Here is a 20325-nt window from a genome sequence, read left to right on the forward strand (position 1 = left end):
GAAAGGTGCAAGCACGGTTCGGGGGGAGGCGCTGGGGCGTCCTCGAAAGAGGCGTCTCGCGCCCACCCTACCGAGACGCCGGAGGGCGGCTCGGTCGGCGCTGAAGGCGACGATAGAGCCGTGCCCGCAGGGTCGCGCACGCACTCATCTTCACCAGAAACTTCAGTATTCGATCCCTCAGGCGGGCGCGCTGTTCGCCCCCGACGACAAAGCGTCGATCAGCCGGCAATCCGCGATCGTCGTGGCGTCGCAACGGCCCCATCGGGCGACTTCCTCGCGGAGCGTCTGAAGATCGGCGAGCTTGCGATCGATTTCCGCGATCTGCTGCACGGCCATTGCATCAACCTCGGCGCATGATCCGCGCGGATCGTCGGCCAAGCGCAGAAGGTCACGCACCTGATCGAGCGTAAAGCCAAGGTCTCGGGAGCGTTTGACGAACGACAGCCGGTCCAAGTGCGACTGGTCATAGAGCCGGTAATTGCCGCCGCTCCGCAAAGGCGGGTCGATCAACCCTTCGCTCTCGTAGAAGCGGACGGTTTCGATTTTCAGCCCGGTGCGCTTCGCAATATCGCCGATCTTCATGGAATGCCCTTGACCCTCTAGTGGGATGAGGGTTCATATAGGGTGTCCGACACGCGAATCGAGAGCATCATGGCGGACGACTGCTGTTCCAGGAAGGGCGACACGATCGCCGCGCTCGGCCGCAAGGCCGAGCAGCGCCGCGTGCTGATCGTTGTCATGGTCATCAACCTCGTCATGTTCGTTGCCGAGTTCGGCGGCGGTGTGCTGGCGCGATCGTCGGCGCTGATGGCGGATTCTGTCGACATGCTCGGCGATGCGGTGGTCTATGCGCTCAGCCTCTATGCGCTGAGCCGCGGTCCCCGCTGGGAAGCGGGGGCGGCGCTCGCCAAGGGCGGCATCATCCTCGTCTTCGGCATCGCAGTGGTGGTCGAGATCGTCGACAAGATCGTCAACGGCGTGCCGCCCTCCTCGACGTTGATGCTTGGGTTCGGCAGCGCCGCGCTGGTCGCCAACCTGATCTGCCTCGCGCTGCTGTGGCGGTTCCGGTCGGAGAATGTGAACATGTCGAGCACGTTCGAATGTTCGCGCAACGATGTGGCATCGAACATCGGCGTGCTGATCGCGGCCGGACTGGTCGCGGCGACAGGTTCAGCCTGGCCCGACATCGCCGTGGGCGGGATCATCGCGATCATCTTCCTGCGTTCGGCGTGGCGGGTGCTGGCGGAGGCGATCCCGGCATGGCGCGAGGCGGGTCCTGTGCCACCTGAAGTTCTACAATGACTTTGCGCGCTATTTCACCTAAACGAAGGTCGATGCTGCGTAAGTTGTGGTCCCTTTTGCTCGTTATGATCGCGTCGTCCCTGGTGATGACCGCGACCGTGCACGCGCAGGAAATGCCGGGCATCGTCACGATCGAATGCAGCGGCGCCGTGCATAGCGAAGGCGATGCCGATCAATCGCAGGGCGATTCCGACAAGGCAGTTCCGCACCATCACGGCACTTGCCACGGTCCTTCGTTGAACGTGCCGGCGACGGATGGGCTGCCTGCGGTTGCGCGTGCCGTCGGCATGCGCCCGTTCCCTGCGTCCGATACAGCCATCGCGTCCCGCTTGGTAGATCCAGCGCTGAGGCCGCCCACCGCCTGACATGTTCCGCCGGCCGGCATCTGCCGGCCCGACGCAATTTGTCAGGATCACCAGATAATGAAAAAGTTGATCGCGGCCGTGCTGGCCGCGGCGTCGTGCGCATCGATCGCGCAGGCGCAAGCACAGGCGCAACAGGCGCCGGTGCCGCTATCGGCGGAAGCGCCTACTACGACACAGGCTTTGCCAGCTTTCACGCTGGATCAGGCCGTGTTGGCGGCAGGCGGAGCAGCGCCGTCGAACGCGGCAGCAGCAGCGGGGATCGAGGCCGCACAGGCCGGACGCTCCGTCGCGGGCCTTCGCCCTAACCCGACCTTTCAGGGCCAGGTAGAGAATGTCGTGGGTTCCGGCCCTTATAAGGGGCTGCGGAGTGCGGAAACGACGGTGGGGGTCGCGATCCCAATCGAGCTGGGCGGCAAGCGCAGCGCGCGTGTCGCCGTCGCCGGCGCGCAGCTATCGCGCGCACAGCTCCAGGCCGCGATCGCGGAGGCCGATATCCGGGTTCAGGTGACGCAGCTCTATGTCGAAGCGGTTGCGGCCGAACGCCGTTTGGCGACGGCACGCGATCAGGCACGGATCGCAGCGGAAGTGCTGCGCGGTGCCGGGGTGCGGGTCCAGGCTGGCCGGGCATCGCCGCTCGAACAGCAGCGCGCCGACGTGGCGCGCATCAACGCGGATGCCAATGTCGAGCGGCTGACGCGGCTTGCGGAGGCGGCGCGGACCAATCTCGCGCGCCGGATCGGTCGTCCGATCGACGGCGCGCTGGACGTAGCGCTGCTCGATCGCCTCCCTGCAGCGACCTTTGGGCCGGTCGCCCCGCCAAGTGCGCAAGGCACGCTGGCGCTGGCGGCGGCCGATGCCGATCTGGCCATCGCCGACGCCGGCATCCGGCTCGCTCGGGCCAATCGGGTGCCCGATATCAACGTCGGACCGGCGCTGCGGCGACTGGAAGCGACCAACGACACCGCCGCGGTGTTCGCGATCTCGATACCGATCCCGGTGTTCAACAATGGCCGTGCCGCCATCGCGCAGGCGACCGCTGAGCGGACGCGGGCGGAAGCGGTGCGGCGCGTAACCGCGCTCGATGTCGAGCAGGCGATCACCGATGCCGAAGCCGAAGCGGCCAACGCGGCGACCTCGGCGAGGGCTGCGGCCGGCCCCGCGCTGGCGGCGGCGCAAGAGGCCGCCCGCATCGCGAGGATCGGATATCGCGAAGGCAAGTTCGGCCAGCTCGATCTTCTCGATGCCGAGCGCACACTGGCTGAAACCCGCGTCGCCGCGATCGACGCGCTCGCCAACTACCAGAACGCCCGCGCCCGTCTCGAGCGATTGACCGCTCCGGCGCCAGACCAACAGGGGAACTGATCCATGTCGACATTCATGCCGCGCACCGTGGCTTCACTGGCGCTTGCCCTGGCCCTCGCCGCGTGCGGCGGATCGGGCGAGCCCGCTAACGAGGCCGCCAACGAGGCCGCGCCGGCGAAGGGCGGCGAAGAAGGCGGACATGCCGATGAAGGCAAGGTCACGCTCAGCGCCGATCAGATCGCGGCGGCGGGCATCCAGATCGGCCGCCCGACGCTCGGGGGGTCGGGCACGATCGAGCTGCCGGCAACGATCGAGGGCGATCCGCAAGGAACGCAGGTCGTCTCGGCGGCGATCGGGGGCCGGGTGGTGTCGCTGACCCGCAACCTCGGCCAGTCGGTCGGGCGCGGGCAGACCATCGCGGTCATTGAAAGCCGCGAGGCGGCGCAGCTCAAGGGCGAGGTCGAGGCGTCCCGCGCCCGGCTCGCGCTCGCCAACTCCAATCTTGCGCGCGAGCAGCGGCTGTTCGCGCAGCGCGTGTCGCCGGAACAGGATCTGATCGCCGCGCGGACGGCGGCGACTGAAGCGCGCATTGCCTACCAGCAAGCGCAAAGCCAGGTGTCGGCGGCGGGCGGCGGTGGTGGCGGCCTCAACCGGCTCGGCATCGTCGCGCCGATCGGCGGCCAGATCATCGCCCGTCCTGTCGTGCTGGGGCAGACCGTCGCGGCCGATGCCGAACTCTATCGCATCGCGAACCTCGGCCGGGTGTCGCTGGCGCTGAACCTCAAGCCCGAAGACGCGGGCCGGGTGAAGCCCGGCAACACGGTGATGGTGCGGGCGCCGGGCCGCGAGGCCAGCGCGCGGATCAGCTTCGTATCGCCCGCGCTCGATCCACAGACCCGGCAGGTGCCGGTCATCGCGACGCTCGATAATGGCGGCGGGCAGTGGCGCGTCGGTGAGCCGGTGACGGCCTCGGTGCAGCTCAGCGGCACGGGCGGTGCCGCCAATACGGCCATCCTCGTGCCGACCACTGCGGTGCAGACGGTCGAAGGCAAGTCGGTCGTATTCGTTCGGACCGCGACCGGGTTCCAGGCGACGCCGGTCACGCTCGGCGATGCCGCCGGCGCGACCGTCATCGTTCGCTCGGGCCTCACGGGCCGCGAGCAAATCGCCACCACCGGCAGCTTCACGCTCAAGGCCGAAATCGGCAAGGGCGAAGCGGCGCACGAGGATTGATGCCATGATCGCCCGTATCGTCACATGGGCGGTCGAGAAGCGCTGGCTCGTCCTGCTCCTCACCGCCATCGCCACCGTGATCGGTGGCTATTCGCTTTACCGGCTGCCGATCGACGCGGTGCCGGACATCACCAACAACCAGGTGCAGATCAACGTCCGTGCCTCGGCGCTCTCGCCCGAGCTGGTCGAGAAACAGGTCTCGTTCCCGATCGAGACCGCGCTCGCCGGCATTCCGGGCCTCGACTATACGCGCTCGCTGAGCCGGAACGGCTTCGCGCAGGTGACGGCCGTCTTCGACGACTCCACCGATATCTACTTCGCCCGCCAACAGGTCGGCGAGCGCTTGGCTGGCGTCGCGGAAGGTCTGCCCGATGGCGTCAACCCTGAAATGGGGCCGATCGCGACCGGGCTCGGCGAAGTCTATATGTGGACCGTCCGCCTCGATCACCGGAAGGATGACGAGCATCGGCCCGGCGAGCCGGGCCAGCAACCCGACGGCAGCTACATCACGCCCGAAGGCGAGCGGCTGACGACACCGGAGGACAAGGCGACCTACCTGCGCACCGCGCAGGACTGGATCGTCACGCCGCTGCTGAAGAACACGCCGGGCCTCGCCGGCGTCGACTCGATCGGCGGCTATTCCAAGCAGTATCTGGTTGTCCCCGACGTCCAAAAGCTGGCGTCGCTCAACATCACGCTGACCGATCTCGGCACGGCACTTGAGCGCAACAACACCAGTGTCGGCGGCGGGTTCGTCAACCGCAACGGTGAGGGCCTGGCGGTCCGCTCCGATGCGCTGGTGCGCAATGCGGCCGAGCTGGCGCGCACGGTCGTCGCGACCCGCGAAGGCGTGCCGATCACGCTCGATCAGGTCGCGAGTGTCCGCAACGGGCAGGCGATCCGGATGGGATCGGCATCCGAGAACGGAACGGAAGTCGTCGTCGGCACCGCGATCATGCGGATCGGTGAGAATAGCCGCAATGTCGCGACGGCGGTCGCCGACCGACTGAAGGAAATCAACGCCTCGCTTCCGCCCGACGTGGTGGTGCAGCCGGTCCTCGATCGCACCGCACTGGTCAACTCGACCATCAAGACGGTGGCGAAGAACCTGTCGGAAGGCGCGCTGCTCGTCATCGTCGTGCTGTTCCTGCTGCTCGGCAACTTCCGCGCCGCGCTGATCGCAGCGGCGGTCATTCCGGTGACGATGATGCTGACCGGGTTCGGGATGCTGCGCCTCGGCGTCTCGGCCAACCTGATGAGCCTCGGCGCGCTCGACTTCGGCCTGATCGTCGACGGCGCGGTCATCATCGTCGAAAACGCGCTGAGGCGGCTCGCCGAGCAACAGCACCACCAAGGGCGGTTGCTCACGGTCAAGGAGCGACTGGAAGTCGTGGCGACCGCGGCTCGCGAGATGATACGCCCGTCGGTTTATGGGCAGGCGATCATCATCCTCGTCTACGTGCCGCTGCTGACCTTGGTCGGGGTCGAAGGCAAGACGTTCGTGCCGATGGCGCTCACCGTCATCATCGCCTTGCTGTTCGCCTTTGTGCTGTCCCTGACTTTCGTGCCTGCGGCGATCGCCATCTGGTTGTCGCGGAAGGTGACGGAAGAGGACGGGCGCATCATCTCGTGGCTGAAGGCCCGCTATGAACCGGGCTTGGAGAAGGCCATGAAGCGGCCCTCGATCACGATCGGGGCAGGCATCGGCAGCCTCGTGCTGGCGGCGCTCGCCTTCACGACGTTGGGATCAGTGTTCCTGCCCCAGCTCGACGAAGGCGACTTGCTGATCCAGTCGCTGCGCATCCCGGCCACCTCGGTCCAGCAAAGCCAGGCGATGCAGGTGCCGATCGAGCAAATGGTGTCGAAGCAGCCCGAAGTGCGGTTCGTCTTCTCGAAGACGGGCACGGCCGAGCTGGCCTCGGACCCGATGCCGCCCAACGCGACGGACATGTTCGTCATCCTGAAGCCGCGCGACGAATGGCCCGATCCCAAGCTCGCCAAGGCCGAGCTGGTCGAGCGTCTGGAAGGCAAGCTCGGGCAAATCCCGGGCAACGCCTATGAGATCACGCAACCGATCCAGATGCGGTTCAACGAGCTGATCGCCGGCGTGCGCGGCGACATCGCGGTCAAGGTGTTCGGCGACGACTTCGCCAGCATGAACCGCACCGCCGAACAGATCGCCGGCGTCCTGCGCAAGACGCAAGGGGCGGCGGACGTGAAGGTCGAGCAGACGACGGGTCTCCCGATGCTCGACATTCGCGTCAATCGCGACGCGATGGCTCGGGTGGGCGTCACCGCGCAGGATGTGCAGGACACCATCACCGCCACATTGGGCGGGCGGGAATCCGGCATGATCTTCGAGGGCGATCGGCGCTTCCCGGTGGTCATCCGCCTGTCGGATGCGCAGCGTGCGGATCTCGGCCTGCTCGAACAGGTGCAGGTGCCGGTCGCCGGCGGCGGCTATGTGCCGCTTTCCAGCGTCGCCAGCATCGGCGTCGTGGATGGACCGAACCAGATCAGCCGGGAGAATGGCAAGCGTCGTGTCGTCGTTCAGGCCAATGTGCGTGGCCGTGACGTCGGCAGTGTCGTGGCGGACGCGCAAGCGGCGGTCGGGCAAGGCGTGCGCCTGCCCGCCGGCAGCTATCTCGAATGGGGCGGCCAGTTCGAGAACCTGAAGTCCGCGAGCGAGCGACTGCAGCTCGTGATCCCGGCCTGCTTCATCCTGATCCTGCTGCTGCTTTATGGAGCATTGGGATCGGCACGCGATGCCGCGATCGTGTTCACCGGCGTGCCGTTCGCGCTGGTGGGCGGGGTGCTGCTGCTGTTCGTGCGCGGCATGGACTTCTCGATCTCGGCCGCGGTGGGGTTCATCGCGCTGTCGGGCATCGCGGTCCTCAACGGCCTCGTCATGGTCAGCTCGGTGCAGGACCTGATACGCTCAGGCATGGACCGGGCGGAGGCTGCCCGCACCGGCGCGATCCAGCGGCTCCGGCCCGTCGTCATGACCGCGCTCGTCGCCAGCCTCGGCTTCGTGCCGATGGCCTTTGCGAGCGGGGCCGGCGCGGAGGTGCAGAAGCCGCTCGCGACCGTCGTCATCGGCGGTCTGATCTCGGCGACCCTGCTGACGCTGTTCGTGCTGCCGACGCTCTACGCGCGGTTCGGACAGCAAGCGGTGAAGGCCGACGAACCGGACGAAGCGGAGGGCATCGAACCGCTGCCCCGGCACGCATGATCGACAAGGGGAGGGCGGCACCCGTCCTCCCCACGTCCAGAAAGGAGGTGTGAGATGCCCGTGATCGACAATGTGACGAGCCTCAAGGCATCGCCGCTGCGTGTCTGGTCGGTCCTCACCGATCTTGCCGGCCACACACAGTGGAAGCCATTCATTCAACTTTCCGGCGCGGCGGTCCCCGGCGGCGAGGCCGCCTACACCTTTCGGATCGGCGGTCTCGACAAGCCCGTCACGGCCAAGGCCGACATCACCCGCGTCGACAAACCGCTGGCGTTTGCCTGGACAACAGGCATCGCCAAGCTCCTCCTGTTCGAGGAAGCTTATGCGCTCGAAAGCGAGCCGACGGGCACCCGGCTGCGCCATAGCCTGCGCTTGTCCGGGCTGCTGGGCGGGCCTCTGGCGGCGCTGATGCGCCGCAAGCTCCTCGCCAGCCTTGTGCGATCGGATGCGTGCCTGGAGCGCCATCTACGGCGCATGTCGGCCCAACAGAGTCCGAAAGGACGGACTCTCCCGCCTCGTCACAGCGTCAAGAGCAACCGGAGGTTGCGATGACATCAATTCATGCCGGTTCGGCACCCATCGTCCGCCACGAAAGGAACCCATCATGGTAGATAGCGGTCCACCCCAAGAGCTGCTGTGCCCGACATACCGCGTCGATCTCGTCATGAGCGAGCGAGGCCATCAGCGTCGCCGCAAGGGCGTTCTCAGCGAATTGTTCGACTGAACTACTATGGATCGGCCGCCACACAACGAGTCCTTCGGGTGTCCGTGTGAGAACGGCCCGCGCCATGGGCGTGCCCCCTGTAGCGCCCATGGCGATAGATCATGGAAAGACGGGGAAATAGCGGCTCGGCGCCTTAGGGACGGCTCGGTTCGGGGGATCATCCTCGCTACCCGGCTTGCTCTGGCGCCGGGCTTGCTCGGCTGCTCGCCAGCCCCAAGCGCCGAGCGTCGTTCGCGCTTGGAACGCTGGGCGTCTCTGCTCGAACGCGATCCGCACCGGCTTATCGGGCTGCTGCGTCCGTCATGGGCAGCGGGCGATGACATCGCTCCGATGGTGGCGAGTCCAAGTGCTATCGACCTGGCCTGGGCCGATCCGGTGTTTCGCGTGACGGGGCTCGGGGGACGCTCTCGGGGCGACGTGAAATCGTTCTTCCAGCTTTCGAATGCCGAGCTGGACCGGATCGCGTCGGGGTCTTGGCGTGTCCCGCTGCGCCCTGCCTGGCAGACCGCGGCGCGCATCCGCAACGTCGCCGATCCGCGCGCTGAAAAGCTGCTTCTGGTCGGCGTCATGGTCATGATCGCCGGTGTCGTGGGAGCTGCCCAATGGCTTGGATGAATATCGAGATGGTCCCGGGAGCGCACAGGACGCCGTTTCGGATTGGAATCACCGGCATAGCTCTTGTGTTGGCGTTGTCGGGCTGTTCGGAACAACCTCGCAAGGGGCCGCCCACCGAACAGGAAATCCACGCGAACGATAGCGGCGATGCGAGCGGCACCCCTGGTCGCCACCCCTATCGGTGCGACGATAATCGCCCGCTGCTCGTCGACTTCAAGGATGAGGGCCTGACGCTCGAGCTGCGCCGCGATGGCAGCCCGACGCCGGTCGTCCTGACCGCGCCGACGCAGGGTCTCCAATATGTCGGCGAGACGATGAGCGCGACCTTCACCGGCAACGAAATCAAGATCGAGGAGGCGGACAAGCCCCCGGTTCTGTGTCGGAAGGCAACAAGCTCGTGACCCGACCCGGCCCGAACGGACGCTGACGATGGCAGCGCTCAAATTCTCCCTGATCCCGATGATCGCGATCATGATCGGCGCGCTGGTCGCCGGGTGGCGCACCCCCGGCGAAAAACTGGTGTCGGCGATGCAGCATCTCGCGGCCGGCGTCGTGTTCGCCGCCGCCGCGACGGAGATCCTGCCGCTGGTAAAGCATGGCGGTTCTCCGACCGCGACGCTGATCGGCGGGGCGCTGGGCGTCGCGGTGATGCTCGGGCTCAAGGCGGCGGAAAGCCGGTTTGAGGGGCCGGTGGCGCTGCTCGCCGCGATCGGGCTCGATCTGGCGATAGACGGCCTGGTCCTCGGCCTCGCCTTCATCGCCGGCGAAAAGGCGGGCATGCTGCTCGCCGTCGCGCTGACGCTTGAAGTGCTGTTCCTCGCCCTGACGCTCACGAACGATCTGGCGGGGCGGTATCGCAAGGCGAAGGCGATCGGCCTGACCTGCGCGCTGGCGCTGCTGGTGCCGATCGGCGCGCTGGTCGCGCAGCCGGTGGCGTTGCTGTCGCCGATATGGATCACCGGCTTCCTGAGCTTCGGCCTGATGGCGCTGCTCTATCTCGTCACCGAAGAGCTGCTGGTCGAGGCCCACGAGAAGCCGGACTCGCCGCTTATCAGCGCAATGTTCTTCGTCGGCTTCCTGGCACTCCTGCTGATCGAGGAAATCATGGCATGACGGCTCCGGACGCAACGGTTTCGGCCGAGCGGCGCACACTCTGGATCGTGCTGCTGCTCAACGCGGCGATCGCCGCCGGCTTCTTCGTGACGGGCCTGATCGGCGATTCCAGCGCGCTCATCGCCAACGGCGTCGACAACCTGTCCGACACCGCGGTCTATGCCCTGAGCCTCATCGCACTGAGCCATGGCCGAACGTGGAAGACGCGGGCGGCAACCGCGTCGGGCGTCATGCTGCTGATCTTCGCCGTCGGCATCCTGATCGATGTCGGACGCCGCTATATCCAGGGCAGCGAGCCGATCGGCCCGACCATGATGGTCATGTCGGCGATCGCCGCCGTGGTGAACTATATCTGCCTGCGACTGCTGCAACGGCTCAAGCAGCCCGATGTCAATCTGCGCGCCGCAACCACGTTCAGCTTCAACGACTTCATCTCCAACGGCGGCATCCTGATCGCGGGCGCGCTGGTGCTTTGGCTGGGGACGAATTGGCCCGATCTGCTGGTGGGCCTGGCTACCGCTCTCATCGCGATCAAGGGCGGCATCGAAATCCTGCGCGACGCGCGGGCAGAAACCAAGACCAACGCGGAGACGGCGTGATGACTGAAAAGCTCGAACTCGATATCCCCGTCCTGCTGCCGGAGGTTCCCGACGCGGCCGATGCCTGTGTCGGGCGTCTCGTCTCAACGCTCAGCGCCAAGCCCGGCGTCGAGCGCGCGCACGTCCTGCCTGCCGAAGGCGATACACCGGCGAAGCTCTGCATCCATTTTGACGGGGCGGCGCTGCCGCTGCCGCGTGTGCGCGAGATGGTGCGGGCGGCGGGCGCCGATATCAGCGGGCGCTACGGCCATGCAACATGGCAGGTCGAGGGGATCGGGCACGAACGCCGCGCCCGCACCGTCGGCGAGACCCTGTGCCAGGTGCCCGGCGTGCTGCAGGCGGATGCCAGCGCCTCGGGCAGCGTGCGGGTCGAATATGACAAGGAGCGCGTCGACGAGGCGGCGATCGTCGCGGCGCTGGGCAAGCTCAAGGTCAAGCCGGGCAAACGGACGGGCTCCGATCATGCCGGCGATCATGCGGGACACGATCACGGGCCTGGTGGCCATGCCGAAGGCGCGGAAAAGCATGGACCGGGCGATGGCCACGATCACGCCCACGCCAATTTCCTCGGCCCTAACACCGAGCTGATCTTCGCGCTCGCCTGCGGCGCGCTGCTGGCGATCGGCTTCGCGATCGAGAAGCTGGTGGCGGGCGCGCCCGACTGGCTGCCGACCGCCTGCTATGTCGGCGCCTACGTGTTCGGCGGCTTCTTCACGCTGCGCGAGGCGATCGACAATCTGAAGCTCAAAAAATTCGAGATCGATACGCTGATGCTCGTCGCGGCCGCCGGCGCCGCGGCGCTTGGCGCGTGGGCGGAAGGTGCGCTGCTGCTGTTCCTGTTCAGCCTCGGCCATGCGCTCGAACATTATGCAATGGGTCGCGCCAAGCGCGCGATCGAGGCGCTGGCCGAACTCGCGCCCGACAAGGCGACGGTGCGCCGTGACGGGCAGACGACGGAGATTGCGGTCGAGGAGCTGGTGGTCGGCGACGTCGTGGTCGTGCGCCCGAACGAACGCCTGCCCGCCGACGGCTTTGTCATCAAGGGGTCGAGCGCGATCAACCAGGCCCCCGTCACCGGCGAGAGCATTCCGGTCGACAAGGAGCCGGTCGCCGATGTCGAGGCGGCACGCGCGAAACCCGATGCGGTCGAGGCGGCGTCGCGGGTGTTCGCCGGCACGATCAACGGCGGCGCCGCGATCGAGATCGAGGTGACGCGGCGTTCCAACGAAAGCGCGCTCGCCAAGGTCGTGAAGATGGTGAGCGAAGCGGAGACGCAGAAGTCGCCGACGCAGCGCTTCACCGATCGGTTCGAGCGCGTCTTCGTGCCGGCGGTTCTGGCCCTGTCGTTCATCCTGCTGTTCGCCTGGGTCGTGGTCGATGAGCCGTTCCGCGACAGCTTCTACCGCGCGATGGCGGTGCTGGTCGCCGCCAGCCCCTGCGCGCTGGCGATCGCCACCCCCAGCGCGGTGCTGTCCGGCGTCGCGCGGGCCGCACGCGGCGGCGTGCTCGTGAAGGGCGGCGCGCCGCTCGAAAATCTCGGCTCGCTGAAGGCGATCGCGTTCGACAAGACGGGGACGCTGACGGAGGGCCGTCCGCGTATCACCGATGTCGTCCCCGTCGACGGGGCGAGCGAAGAGGATCTGTTGGCGCTCGCCGTGGCGGTCGAGGGGTTGAGCGATCACCCGCTGGCGCAGGCGATCGTGAAGGATGGACGCGAGCGCCTGGGCGGGCGCGAGCTGCCGACCGCGACCGACCTCAAGAGCCTGACCGGACGCGGCGTCACCGCGACCGTCGACGGCGAGACGGTGTGGATCGGCAAGGCCGAGATGTTCGGCGTGGAGGGCATCCCGACGCTGAACGCGGCGGCGACCGACGCCATCGCCACCCTGCGCGAGGGCGGGCGCACGACGATGGTGGTGCGCAAGGGCGACAAGGACATCGGCGCGATCGGGCTGATGGATACGCCGCGCGAAGCGGCCAGGGTCGCGCTCAAGCGGCTGCACGACATGGGCATCACCCGGATGATTATGATCTCGGGCGACCACCAGAAGGTGGCCGACGCCATCGCCAAGGATGTCGGGCTCGACGAGGCATGGGGCGACCTGATGCCGGAGGACAAGGTTGCCTCGATCAAGAAGCTCGCCGGCGAGGACAAGGTTGCGATGGTCGGCGACGGGGTGAACGATGCGCCGGCGATGGCGTCGGCGACCGTCGGCATCGCGATGGGTGCTGCAGGCTCGGACGTGGCGCTGGAAACGGCCGATGTCGCGCTGATGGCTGACGATCTCGCGCATCTGCCGTTCGCGGTGGGGCTGAGCCGCCACACTCGCGGCATCATCCGGCAGAATGTGTTCGTCAGCCTCGGCGTCGTCGCGTTCCTCGTGCCCGCGACGATCCTCGGCCTGGGCATCGGCCCGGCGGTGGCGATGCACGAAGGCTCGACGCTGCTGGTCGTGTTCAACGCGCTGCGGCTGCTCGCCTACCGCGATCCGGCGAAGCAAGCGGCATGACCGCGGATCGCTACGACGCCCTGATCGTCGGCGGCGGCCCCGGGGGCCTCACGGCGGCGATCTACCTTGCGCGCTATCATCGCCGCGTCGTCGTGGTCGACGAAGGGCACAGCCGGGCGAAATGGATACCGCTCTCCCACAACCATGCCGGCTTCCCCTATGGGATTGCGGGCGAAGAGCTGCTGCGGCGGATGCGCGAACAGGCCAAACGCTACGGCGCCACGATCCTGACGGACCGCATCGAGACGATCGCCGGCAAGGCCGATGCTTTCGAGGCGCGAGGATCGACCGTGACGATCGCCGCGCGCGCCGTCCTGATCGCAACCGGGGTTGAGAACCGCCGCCCTGCGCTCGATGCCGACACGCATCGCGACGCCTTGCAGCGTGGAATGCTGCGCTATTGTCCGATCTGCGATGCTTACGAGGCGACCGGGCTGGCGATCGGGGTGATCGGCGCGAACACGCACGGCGTCGCGGAGGCGCTGTTCCTGCGCACCTTCTCCGACCGAATCACGCTGGTCGCGCATGAAACGATCGACCTGAGTGCCGACGACCGCTCCGCGCTCGCGGCGGCCGGGATCAAGGTCGCGGCGAGGCCGCTGGCCAGAATGGACTTTTCGGGCGATCGGGTCGCGCTCCATCTGACCGACGGCAGCGAGCTGCACGTCGACACGGTGTATCCGGCGCTCGGCTCGGACAGCAACAACGCGCTCGCGCGCCAGCTCGGCGTCGAGCTGAGCGACGATCGCTGCATCGTCGTCGATACCAAGCAGCGCGCGAGCATCGCAGGCGTCTATGCGGCGGGCGATATCGTTATGTCGCTCGATCAGATCAGCGTCGCGATGGGCCATGCGGCAATCGCCGCGACCGCCCTCCACAACGATCTTCGCAACCGCGACGGGGAGGGCACCGCGTCGTGAAATGGCTGATCGTGTTCGACCTCGACGGGACGCTTGCGGAGAGCAAGCGCCCCTTGTCGGCCGAGATGGCGACGACGCTCGCGCGCCTGCTGGCCGTGATCGACGTCGCGGTGATCTCGGGCGGCGACTGGCCGCAGTTCGACCGACAAGTCGCTTCGCGCTTGCCGGTCGATGCCGCCCGCGAGCGGCTGTGGCTGATGCCGACTACCGGCACGAAGCTCTACCGCTTTGTCGACGGTGCGTGGCGCGCGATCTATGCCGAGCTGTTCGATGACGCGGAGAAGGCGAGCATCCGCGCGGCCTTTGACCGCGCGCTGTCGGAAGCCGGGCTTGCCGACGAGCGCATTTGGGGTGAGCGGATCGAGGATCGGGGAAGCCAGATCACCTTTTCCGGCCTCGGCCAGGACGCGCCACTGGAAGCGAAGGAGGGCTGGGACCCCGATCGCACCAAGCGGACCGCGATCCAGAAGACGCTGCGGGCGGCGCTGCCCGGCTTTTCGATCAACCTGGGCGGCACCACGTCGATCGACGTCACCCGCGCCGGCGTCGACAAGGGCTATGGGCTGAAGCGGCTGAGCAAGGAAAGCGGCGTGCCGCTGGCCGGGATGCTCTTCCTCGGCGATGCGATCTACCCCGGTGGCAACGACTATCCGGCGGCAGAAATCGGCGTGGATACAGTGAAGGTCCGCGATGTCGCCGAAACCGCCGCCGTCGTGTCGGCCATCATCGCCTGCCTGAAAAGCTGAGCGCCGTATGAGCATTGCCATCGACCTTCCCGGTGAACAGAAGAAGGTTCGGGCGCGGAGCGGTGCGGCCGCCGTGGTGAGCGTCCTGGCGCTTGCGGGATGCTACATCGTCCTTCCCCGACTCTGGACGTTTCCCGACGACACGGCGGAGCGGATCGCTTTCGCGCTTCGTGCCGACATCTTCGTGTTCCTGTGGGTGGCGATCGGGGTGCAGCGGGTTTCGAGCGGCCGCTATCGGTCGGCCGCCGATAACCGCGGCTCCGCCTTTGCGGCACCGAGCCCTGCCATCGCCACGAAGGTCGCGTTCCTTCAGAACACGCTCGAACAGGCGTTCCTTGCCGTCGGCGCGCACCTCGCCCTGGCCGCAACGGCGGGCGGTGCGCCGCTGGCGCTGATCCCCGGCGCGATCGCGCTGTTCGCGATCGGGCGCATCACGTTCGCCATCGGCTATCCGCATGGCGCCGGCGCTCGCGCGTTCGGAGTGGCGCTGACGCTGCTTCCGAGTCTCATCCTCTATGGTGGGGCACTGTGGCACATCGTTTGGCCCGGCTGATCCGATCGACCCGCACAATCCCGATTATTTACGGAGAAACATGACGATGGTTAGAATGAAGACTGCGCTGCTGCTGGGCGTGACGCTCGCGAGTGCGCCGGCGACCGCGCAACATGCGCAGCATGGTCAGGCGGCGCCGGCAGCGGCGGAAACGGCCGCCACCCGGGAATATCGCGCGGCCAACGCCAAGATGCACGGCAGCATGGACGTCAAGTTCAGCGGCGACGCGGATGCGGACTTCATGCGCGCGATGATCCCGCATCACGAAGGGGCGATCGCGATGGCAGAGGTCGAGCTGAAATATGGCCGCGATCCCGAAGTGCGCCGGCTTGCCTCGGAGGTGATCGAGATGCAGCGGCGCGAGATAGCGCAGATGCGGGCCTGGCTCGCGCGACGCGGGCAGGCGAAGTAGCGGGGCGACTAGCCGCCGGGCTCGGCCGTTTCCGCCGCTAGGAGGCGCTGCAGGGCGTCCAGCGCGCTGGCCGGGTCCGCAAGGTCTCGCGGGGTGCGTTGCGGATAGCGGAAGCATTGAAGGGCATGGGGGTAGGAGAGGGCGTCGATGATCGCCGTAAAGCCCGGCGCGATGGCCTCGACAAAGGCAGGTCGGCTGCGCTCTACAGCGTCACGACATCCGGCAAGATCGTGCCCCATCCAGATCAAATCCTCCTCGTCCCGCCCGTCGCGAAGGAGGATCGCCTTCAAAGCCAGCTCGAGGCCGTGTGCGACGAGCGCGAAGTAGGGCAGGCGCACGTCGTCGGCGATCTCGGCCGCCAGCACGCGACGCGCGGCCTCGGCATAGCCGCTCGCAAGAATCAGGTGCCGATCGGCGCGCGTGTTGTTCTCCGGTGACATCGACCGGGATCGATGTCGGGGTATCGAAAAGCCCCAAATCTATGTCGGTCGCGCACTAGCGTAGCAGCGTGATAGCGCCGCTCGTCCGCTTCGCGGGGGAGCGGCGCGCGATTTTCAGGGCTATTCGGCGAGAAAGCTGCCGCGCCCGTTCCGGAAGGCTCCGACGACGCTGCCCTGATCCCAATGCCCCGACAGGATGCCGCGCCGGGTGATGCTGCCGACTGGCTTGCGGCGCGCGGCGAGAAGCCGCGCGCGCCGGGTGTCGCGATCGACAGGCTCGCCGGTGATGAAGTCGATCGCGGTGCGCAGCGGGGTCACGACAGCCGCCATTGTTCGACCAGGGCCTCCATCGCGGGGCGATAGCCCCATGCGTCGGGATAGACGGTCGGCTCCTGGGCCAGATAGGCCATGACGATCAGCATATCCTCGGAAATGATCGCATCGCAGTTGCACAGGTGGAGGATCGGGAAATGGCCGTTATCGTCGCCGTTCCACCACGCCAGCAGGAAGTCGGCCGCGCGCGCGGCCTGGCCGGTGTCCGACCCGGCAACGACGATCAGGCGGGTGATGGCCTCGCCTACCTCGTCGAAGGCGACGGCGCGGATTACGGGGCGGCGTTGGGGCGGGTTCATGGCTCAAGCTCCTGCATGGTCATGCGGGGAAGGGGACGGGGACCAAAAGCGCGTCCTCGATCGGCGCGACGTCGCGCAGCTCGACTTGCGCGATTTTCTCGACGCGCTCCGCGCCGATCGGATCGAGATAGACGTAGGTGTGGTCGGCGAAGACCGGGCTGCACAAACGCCAGATGACGCCTTTGCGGCCGACGCGGCGTTCGGCGCGGCCGTCATAGGAGGCGAACGAACCGACAAGGCGGACCCGCTGCCCGACGCGAAGCCAGTTGGCAGCGCCGCGAATGACGGCGGCCTTTTCCTCGTCGCTCAAGGCCGGTCGGCCGATGCCGAACGTCGCGCTGCGATCATGCGCGATCCGCGCCAGTTTCTCTTCCACCGGCTCGGGTTTCCAGTCGACGACTGGCCCGGGCTTCGCCCTGTGCAGGTGCGTCACCGGCTTCGCGCCGAACAGGTCGGGTTGCACGCCGACAAGGCGGCGGTTGAACATCGCGCGATGATAGTCGCGCCGCCATTGCGCCTCAGGGGTCAACGGCTTGGCGGTGGGGCCATCGCGCACGATCGCGACCAGCTCGTTGAACTCTTCCTCGGTGACGGTCGCGAAGCTCGGATCATAGACCAGTCGCCCCGCGACTGCCCGGCCCTCGTCGGGGCCGGGGTCGTGGGGGTCTGTCATGCCGCCTCGTCCATCTGCTCGGGGGTTTCGATCGCCATGCGGCTCAACAGCCAATCGGCTGCATCCTGTGCGAGGCGGGCGGCGGTGAAGATGCACCGTTTGTCGTTGCGGAGCGCCTGCAACCAACTCGCCAGATAGGCGGCATGGTCCTCGCGGTCGTGGAGCTTGATGCCGATCGTGGCGCTGACGAACGCGGCCCCAAGCTCGGCCACCAATTCCTCGCGGGCATAGTCCTCGCGCTTCGTGGAAAGGAGGGAGGGACGGGCAAGCCGGTCGATATGTCCCGTCGCGTGGCAAAGCTCGTGCGCTAGGGTCGAATAATAATCGTCGCTGGTGTGGAAGTCGGTAAATTCCGGCATGACGACATGATCGCTGCTCGGCTGATAATAGGGCTGCGAACCCTGATGCTTGAGGGTGACGGGCACGCGGGCAAAGAGCGCGTCCAGTTCGGCGTCCCGCTCGTCGGGATTGGTGGCGGTGATGATCGGCGCGGGTGCCGGATATTTCGCCTCGATGCCGTCGATCTGCTCGGCGTTGAAGACAGTGTAACGCTTGAGGAAGGCCACCTGACGCTTGCCATCCTCGCCGCTCTGGCCGCCCTTGTCGGCGTCCACCTCGATCTTGTTGGCATAGACCACCATCGATCCCTTCTCGCCCTTGCGGACGCATCCGCCGAGCGCGAGCGCCTGCTTGAAGGTCAGCCAATGGGGGGAGGCATAGCCCTTGGTCATCGCCGCAACCCACAGAGTCAGGACGTTGATGCCGCGATAGGGCACGCCGGTTGAGCGCAGCGGGATGGTCGGCGCGGTGCTGCCGTTCCACGATTTCGACCAAGGCCGGGTGCCAGCCTCGATCATGGCTATCATCTGATCGGTGATTTCCTGATAGACGTCGGCCCGGTTGTCGGTGATCCGTCCCATGATTTCTTCCTTTCCTTTGAGGCTGAAAGCCGGTCGCAACAGCAACCGGCTCTGCCTTTCCGGCGAGGAACGGGATGGGGAGGGAGGGCGAGAATCTACCGCTGGCGCGGGCGAGCCGCCCTAGCGTGGCCGACGCCCTGCAGGGTGTCGGGTGCCACGCTTGGTGGATTACTCGGGCGGTCGATTGTCGTTCGGGAACGAAAGGGCAGCCGCCCTTGGTGTTCCCCGGCGCCGACTGGCCTCCGGGGGAGGGCAGCGGTGCCCACGGGCTCACGCCGCGCGTTCGCGCGACCAATGCTGGGGGCTCATGCGGGGAACAGGATCGAGGCATAGTCCTGCGCACCATGCAGGATGTGGACGATGACCACCTTGTCCGGCTCGACGCGGTAGAAGATCAGGTAATTGCCGTGGCCGCGTCGCCGGATTCCGGCACTCTCGTAGCGCGGGACCAGGGGGAAGCGCTCGGCCATATCGGCGAGGCCGAGACACTTGCCGCGCAGCTCGCGAACGAAGCTGAGCGCGCGCGCCGGATTGTCGCGGGCGATATAGTCGGCGATCGATTCAAGATCGCGCTCGGCCTCGGCTGCAAAATCGACGATCATCCCGCGCCTTCGGACAGGGCGCGGTATTTGTCTTCAAGCCGATCGAAGACGTTGGCCGCGGGCGTGGTGCGACCAGCATCGGCATCGGCGATGCCGCGGGCGATCGAGGCGTCCAGCGCCGCGAGCCGGGCTTCGCGATCCTGCACGAGGCGCACGCCTTCGCGCAGCACCTCGCTTTTCGAATTGTAGCGACCGGCCGCTACGAGCTGGGCGACGAAGCCCTCAAGCTGCTGTCCTAGATCCGCACTAATCATCGCGATCTCCTTTCGCGCCGATGATAGCAGCTTATCAACTGTTGATAAAGAATTGCTGTGTTAGGACAGCGCAGTGGGTGTGCCACGTGGCACACTTCAGGCGGCCGAGCCGGTCAGCCGATCCAGCTCCGTATGGAGCTGGGAGAGGCGATCGGCACCGCGATAGGCGGCGATGGCGAGGATCGCCGCCGCCGCGACGAGGGCGATGGCAACGAGGCGCGGAAAGGTCGCATCAGCTTCGTGGGCGAACCCGACGATTGTGCCAATTCCCGCTGCGAGCAGAACGACACTGCATGCGATCTCGGCCGTGACGCCGGCCAAGGGCGATGGCAGCGTGCGAAAGCGAATGTCGCGCGTGACGTTATGCCAGTCCAGCACGATCAACGGGCCATTGGGATTGGGCTCGCAAATCGCGCGCACCGTGTCGCCGACCGCAACGGCAAGATAGTCGTTGCTGGCGAGCTTTAGCGTCCGGCCCTCGACCTCGAGCAGCATCACGAACTCCCGGGCCGTGTTGACGAACGTGTGGGTCTCGGTGCGCGTGTGCCCGCTATGCAGGTGCGGCGCGTTCGGATCGAAGCCAGGATGAGGATCGTGGCGGGTCGTCGTTTGTTCGGTGATGCTGATGTCGGTGGTGTCGTGCGATCCGAGGATGCGCGTGACGGGACCGAAGATCGCCTTGAAGCGCGTCGCCGCGATCACAGCCATTGTCCCCTCAGCGCCCCGTTGAACTCGATCGCCAGCACGATAGCGCCGGCGATCAGCGCGGCGAGCGCCAACAGCGCGAGCCGCGCGCGGGTGCCGAGACGCGCCCCGCTGTCGCGGGTGAGGATGACGGAGACGCCGATCGCAACGGCGAGGATCAGCGCCGGCCCCAGCTCGTAGAGGACCAGGCCCGGGAGCCGGTTGGGGAGCAGATAGGGGAAACTGCGAATGACGCGGCCGAGCAGGATGGCGCCGATCACAAGCGAGAGCGCCATGCCCCATCGACCGACCAGCGTCGCCAGCGGGGAACCGCGCTCAAGCATTGGAGCGGTTCGCCGAATGAAAGGCGTCCGCCCGCAAGGGCGGTCCGTTGCAGCCTAGCTGATCGTCACCCGCATGGGCGTGCGCCGTTGTGGCGCGAAGAAGAAAGGAGTGTTCGAATGAACTGAGCTTACTGGCGTAGCTTATGCCTG

At 66.9% G+C, this 20325-nt stretch carries 25 protein-coding genes; 15 read left to right on the forward strand and 10 right to left on the reverse strand.

Translation table 11 applies throughout. The features are described 5' to 3' along the window. Positions 1–177 precede the first annotated feature (177 nt). Positions 178–582: a MerR family transcriptional regulator gene (locus tag WFP78_RS22705; protein WP_336966752.1), complete on the reverse strand. Its 405-nt coding sequence runs from the start codon at positions 580–582 to the stop codon at positions 178–180. 69 nt (positions 583–651) lie between these two features. On the opposite strand from WFP78_RS22705, the gene WFP78_RS22710 reads away from it, so the two are divergent. From WFP78_RS22710 to copM, 15 genes are all read left to right on the forward strand, one after another. Then, positions 652–1302 carry a cation efflux transmembrane domain-containing protein gene (locus tag WFP78_RS22710; protein ID WP_336966778.1) on the forward strand — a complete coding sequence of 217 codons (651 nt, stop codon included), beginning with the start codon at positions 652–654 and terminating at the stop codon, positions 1300–1302. A 32-nt stretch (positions 1303–1334) separates the two neighbouring features. Further along, the gene (locus WFP78_RS22715; protein ID WP_336966753.1) at positions 1335–1667 is read left to right on the forward strand and encodes a hypothetical protein; all 333 of its coding nucleotides are present in this window, start codon (positions 1335–1337) and stop codon (positions 1665–1667) included. Between the two features lie 57 nt (positions 1668–1724). Then, complete coding sequence (locus WFP78_RS22720; RefSeq protein ID WP_336966754.1) at positions 1725–3029, forward strand: TolC family protein; 1305 nt, start codon at positions 1725–1727, stop codon at positions 3027–3029. Positions 3030–3032: 3 nt separating this feature from the next. Continuing rightward, complete coding sequence (locus tag WFP78_RS22725) at positions 3033–4202, forward strand: efflux RND transporter periplasmic adaptor subunit (RefSeq protein WP_336966755.1); 1170 nt, start codon at positions 3033–3035, stop codon at positions 4200–4202. Between the two features lie 4 nt (positions 4203–4206). After that, complete coding sequence (locus tag WFP78_RS22730) at positions 4207–7434, forward strand: efflux RND transporter permease subunit (RefSeq protein WP_336966756.1); 3228 nt, start codon at positions 4207–4209, stop codon at positions 7432–7434. 54 nt (positions 7435–7488) lie between these two features. Then, complete coding sequence (locus WFP78_RS22735; protein ID WP_336966757.1) at positions 7489–7986, forward strand: SRPBCC family protein; 498 nt, start codon at positions 7489–7491, stop codon at positions 7984–7986. Positions 7987–8395: 409 nt separating this feature from the next. Continuing rightward, on the forward strand, positions 8396–8773 hold the full coding sequence (locus tag WFP78_RS22740; protein ID WP_336966758.1) for a hypothetical protein: 378 nt from the start codon (positions 8396–8398) through the stop codon (positions 8771–8773). A gap of 65 nt (positions 8774–8838) precedes the next feature. Beyond that, on the forward strand, positions 8839–9174 hold the full coding sequence (locus tag WFP78_RS22745) for a hypothetical protein (RefSeq protein WP_419723022.1): 336 nt from the start codon (positions 8839–8841) through the stop codon (positions 9172–9174). A 28-nt stretch (positions 9175–9202) separates the two neighbouring features. Then, a complete protein-coding gene (locus tag WFP78_RS22750; protein ID WP_336966759.1) occupies positions 9203–9886 on the forward strand; it encodes a ZIP family metal transporter in 684 nt (227 codons plus the stop codon). Beyond that, positions 9883–10485 (forward strand): cation diffusion facilitator family transporter, encoded by a 603-nt coding sequence (locus tag WFP78_RS22755; protein ID WP_336966760.1) that lies wholly within the window; start codon positions 9883–9885, stop codon positions 10483–10485. Before WFP78_RS22750 ends, WFP78_RS22755 begins: the two co-directional genes overlap by 4 nt. Further along, positions 10485–12995 (forward strand): heavy metal translocating P-type ATPase, encoded by a 2511-nt coding sequence (locus tag WFP78_RS22760; protein ID WP_336966761.1) that lies wholly within the window; start codon positions 10485–10487, stop codon positions 12993–12995. The genes WFP78_RS22755 and WFP78_RS22760 overlap by 1 nt, the downstream gene beginning before the upstream one ends. Then, a complete protein-coding gene (locus tag WFP78_RS22765; RefSeq protein ID WP_336966762.1) occupies positions 12992–13915 on the forward strand; it encodes an NAD(P)/FAD-dependent oxidoreductase in 924 nt (307 codons plus the stop codon). The genes WFP78_RS22760 and WFP78_RS22765 overlap by 4 nt, the downstream gene beginning before the upstream one ends. After that, the gene (locus WFP78_RS22770; RefSeq protein WP_336966764.1) at positions 13912–14661 is read left to right on the forward strand and encodes an HAD-IIB family hydrolase; all 750 of its coding nucleotides are present in this window, start codon (positions 13912–13914) and stop codon (positions 14659–14661) included. Before WFP78_RS22765 ends, WFP78_RS22770 begins: the two co-directional genes overlap by 4 nt. 7 nt (positions 14662–14668) lie before the next feature. Further along, positions 14669–15214 (forward strand): MAPEG family protein, encoded by a 546-nt coding sequence (locus WFP78_RS22775; protein WP_336966765.1) that lies wholly within the window; start codon positions 14669–14671, stop codon positions 15212–15214. 55 nt (positions 15215–15269) lie between these two features. After that, positions 15270–15626, forward strand: coding sequence for a CopM family metallochaperone (copM, locus tag WFP78_RS22780; protein WP_336966766.1), 357 nt, complete (start codon positions 15270–15272; stop codon positions 15624–15626). An 8-nt stretch (positions 15627–15634) separates the two neighbouring features. Here the strand turns inward: copM and WFP78_RS22785 are convergent, their stop codons facing one another. From WFP78_RS22785 to WFP78_RS22825, 9 genes are all read right to left on the reverse strand, one after another. After that, a complete protein-coding gene (locus WFP78_RS22785; RefSeq protein WP_336966767.1) occupies positions 15635–16066 on the reverse strand; it encodes a hypothetical protein in 432 nt (143 codons plus the stop codon). A 120-nt stretch (positions 16067–16186) separates the two neighbouring features. Beyond that, the gene (locus tag WFP78_RS22790; protein ID WP_281824348.1) at positions 16187–16384 is read right to left on the reverse strand and encodes a hypothetical protein; all 198 of its coding nucleotides are present in this window, start codon (positions 16382–16384) and stop codon (positions 16187–16189) included. Further along, positions 16381–16698, reverse strand: coding sequence for a DUF7673 family protein (locus tag WFP78_RS22795; protein WP_281824349.1), 318 nt, complete (start codon positions 16696–16698; stop codon positions 16381–16383). The genes WFP78_RS22790 and WFP78_RS22795 overlap by 4 nt, the downstream gene beginning before the upstream one ends. Before the next feature lie 19 nt (positions 16699–16717). Beyond that, the gene (locus WFP78_RS22800; RefSeq protein ID WP_336966769.1) at positions 16718–17371 is read right to left on the reverse strand and encodes a hypothetical protein; all 654 of its coding nucleotides are present in this window, start codon (positions 17369–17371) and stop codon (positions 16718–16720) included. Further along, positions 17368–18291, reverse strand: coding sequence for an ArdC family protein (locus WFP78_RS22805; protein WP_336966771.1), 924 nt, complete (start codon positions 18289–18291; stop codon positions 17368–17370). The genes WFP78_RS22800 and WFP78_RS22805 overlap by 4 nt, the downstream gene beginning before the upstream one ends. Before the next feature lie 305 nt (positions 18292–18596). Beyond that, the gene (locus WFP78_RS22810) at positions 18597–18893 is read right to left on the reverse strand and encodes a type II toxin-antitoxin system RelE/ParE family toxin (RefSeq protein ID WP_281824663.1); all 297 of its coding nucleotides are present in this window, start codon (positions 18891–18893) and stop codon (positions 18597–18599) included. Next, positions 18890–19147, reverse strand: coding sequence for a type II toxin-antitoxin system ParD family antitoxin (locus WFP78_RS22815; protein WP_336966773.1), 258 nt, complete (start codon positions 19145–19147; stop codon positions 18890–18892). Before WFP78_RS22815 ends, WFP78_RS22810 begins: the two co-directional genes overlap by 4 nt. Before the next feature lie 96 nt (positions 19148–19243). Continuing rightward, positions 19244–19855: a hypothetical protein gene (locus tag WFP78_RS22820; RefSeq protein WP_336966774.1), complete on the reverse strand. Its 612-nt coding sequence runs from the start codon at positions 19853–19855 to the stop codon at positions 19244–19246. Continuing rightward, positions 19846–20175, reverse strand: coding sequence for a hypothetical protein (locus WFP78_RS22825; protein ID WP_336966776.1), 330 nt, complete (start codon positions 20173–20175; stop codon positions 19846–19848). The genes WFP78_RS22820 and WFP78_RS22825 overlap by 10 nt, the downstream gene beginning before the upstream one ends. Between the last annotated feature and the right edge of the window lie 150 nt (positions 20176–20325).

The sequence above is a fragment of the Sphingobium aquiterrae genome, from assembly GCF_037154135.1.
Classification (GTDB): domain Bacteria; phylum Pseudomonadota; class Alphaproteobacteria; order Sphingomonadales; family Sphingomonadaceae; genus Sphingobium; species Sphingobium aquiterrae.

Coding starts and splice junctions, on each gene's coding strand:
- WFP78_RS22705 (WP_336966752.1), bottom strand. CDS start 582: ATGAAGATCGGCGATATTGCGAAGCGCACCGGGCTGAAAATCGAAACC.
- WFP78_RS22710 (WP_336966778.1), top strand. CDS start 652: ATGGCGGACGACTGCTGTTCCAGGAAGGGCGACACGATCGCCGCGCTC.
- WFP78_RS22715 (WP_336966753.1), top strand. CDS start 1,335: ATGCTGCGTAAGTTGTGGTCCCTTTTGCTCGTTATGATCGCGTCGTCC.
- WFP78_RS22720 (WP_336966754.1), top strand. CDS start 1,725: ATGAAAAAGTTGATCGCGGCCGTGCTGGCCGCGGCGTCGTGCGCATCG.
- WFP78_RS22725 (WP_336966755.1), top strand. CDS start 3,033: ATGTCGACATTCATGCCGCGCACCGTGGCTTCACTGGCGCTTGCCCTG.
- WFP78_RS22730 (WP_336966756.1), top strand. CDS start 4,207: ATGATCGCCCGTATCGTCACATGGGCGGTCGAGAAGCGCTGGCTCGTC.
- WFP78_RS22735 (WP_336966757.1), top strand. CDS start 7,489: ATGCCCGTGATCGACAATGTGACGAGCCTCAAGGCATCGCCGCTGCGT.
- WFP78_RS22750 (WP_336966759.1), top strand. CDS start 9,203: ATGGCAGCGCTCAAATTCTCCCTGATCCCGATGATCGCGATCATGATC.
- WFP78_RS22755 (WP_336966760.1), top strand. CDS start 9,883: ATGACGGCTCCGGACGCAACGGTTTCGGCCGAGCGGCGCACACTCTGG.
- WFP78_RS22760 (WP_336966761.1), top strand. CDS start 10,485: ATGACTGAAAAGCTCGAACTCGATATCCCCGTCCTGCTGCCGGAGGTT.
- WFP78_RS22765 (WP_336966762.1), top strand. CDS start 12,992: ATGACCGCGGATCGCTACGACGCCCTGATCGTCGGCGGCGGCCCCGGG.
- WFP78_RS22775 (WP_336966765.1), top strand. CDS start 14,669: ATGAGCATTGCCATCGACCTTCCCGGTGAACAGAAGAAGGTTCGGGCG.
- copM (WP_336966766.1), top strand. CDS start 15,270: ATGAAGACTGCGCTGCTGCTGGGCGTGACGCTCGCGAGTGCGCCGGCG.
- WFP78_RS22785 (WP_336966767.1), bottom strand. CDS start 16,066: ATGTCACCGGAGAACAACACGCGCGCCGATCGGCACCTGATTCTTGCG.
- WFP78_RS22795 (WP_281824349.1), bottom strand. CDS start 16,698: ATGAACCCGCCCCAACGCCGCCCCGTAATCCGCGCCGTCGCCTTCGAC.
- WFP78_RS22800 (WP_336966769.1), bottom strand. CDS start 17,371: ATGACAGACCCCCACGACCCCGGCCCCGACGAGGGCCGGGCAGTCGCG.
- WFP78_RS22805 (WP_336966771.1), bottom strand. CDS start 18,291: ATGGGACGGATCACCGACAACCGGGCCGACGTCTATCAGGAAATCACC.
- WFP78_RS22810 (WP_281824663.1), bottom strand. CDS start 18,893: ATGATCGTCGATTTTGCAGCCGAGGCCGAGCGCGATCTTGAATCGATC.
- WFP78_RS22815 (WP_336966773.1), bottom strand. CDS start 19,147: ATGATTAGTGCGGATCTAGGACAGCAGCTTGAGGGCTTCGTCGCCCAG.
- WFP78_RS22820 (WP_336966774.1), bottom strand. CDS start 19,855: ATGGCTGTGATCGCGGCGACGCGCTTCAAGGCGATCTTCGGTCCCGTC.
- WFP78_RS22825 (WP_336966776.1), bottom strand. CDS start 20,175: ATGCTTGAGCGCGGTTCCCCGCTGGCGACGCTGGTCGGTCGATGGGGC.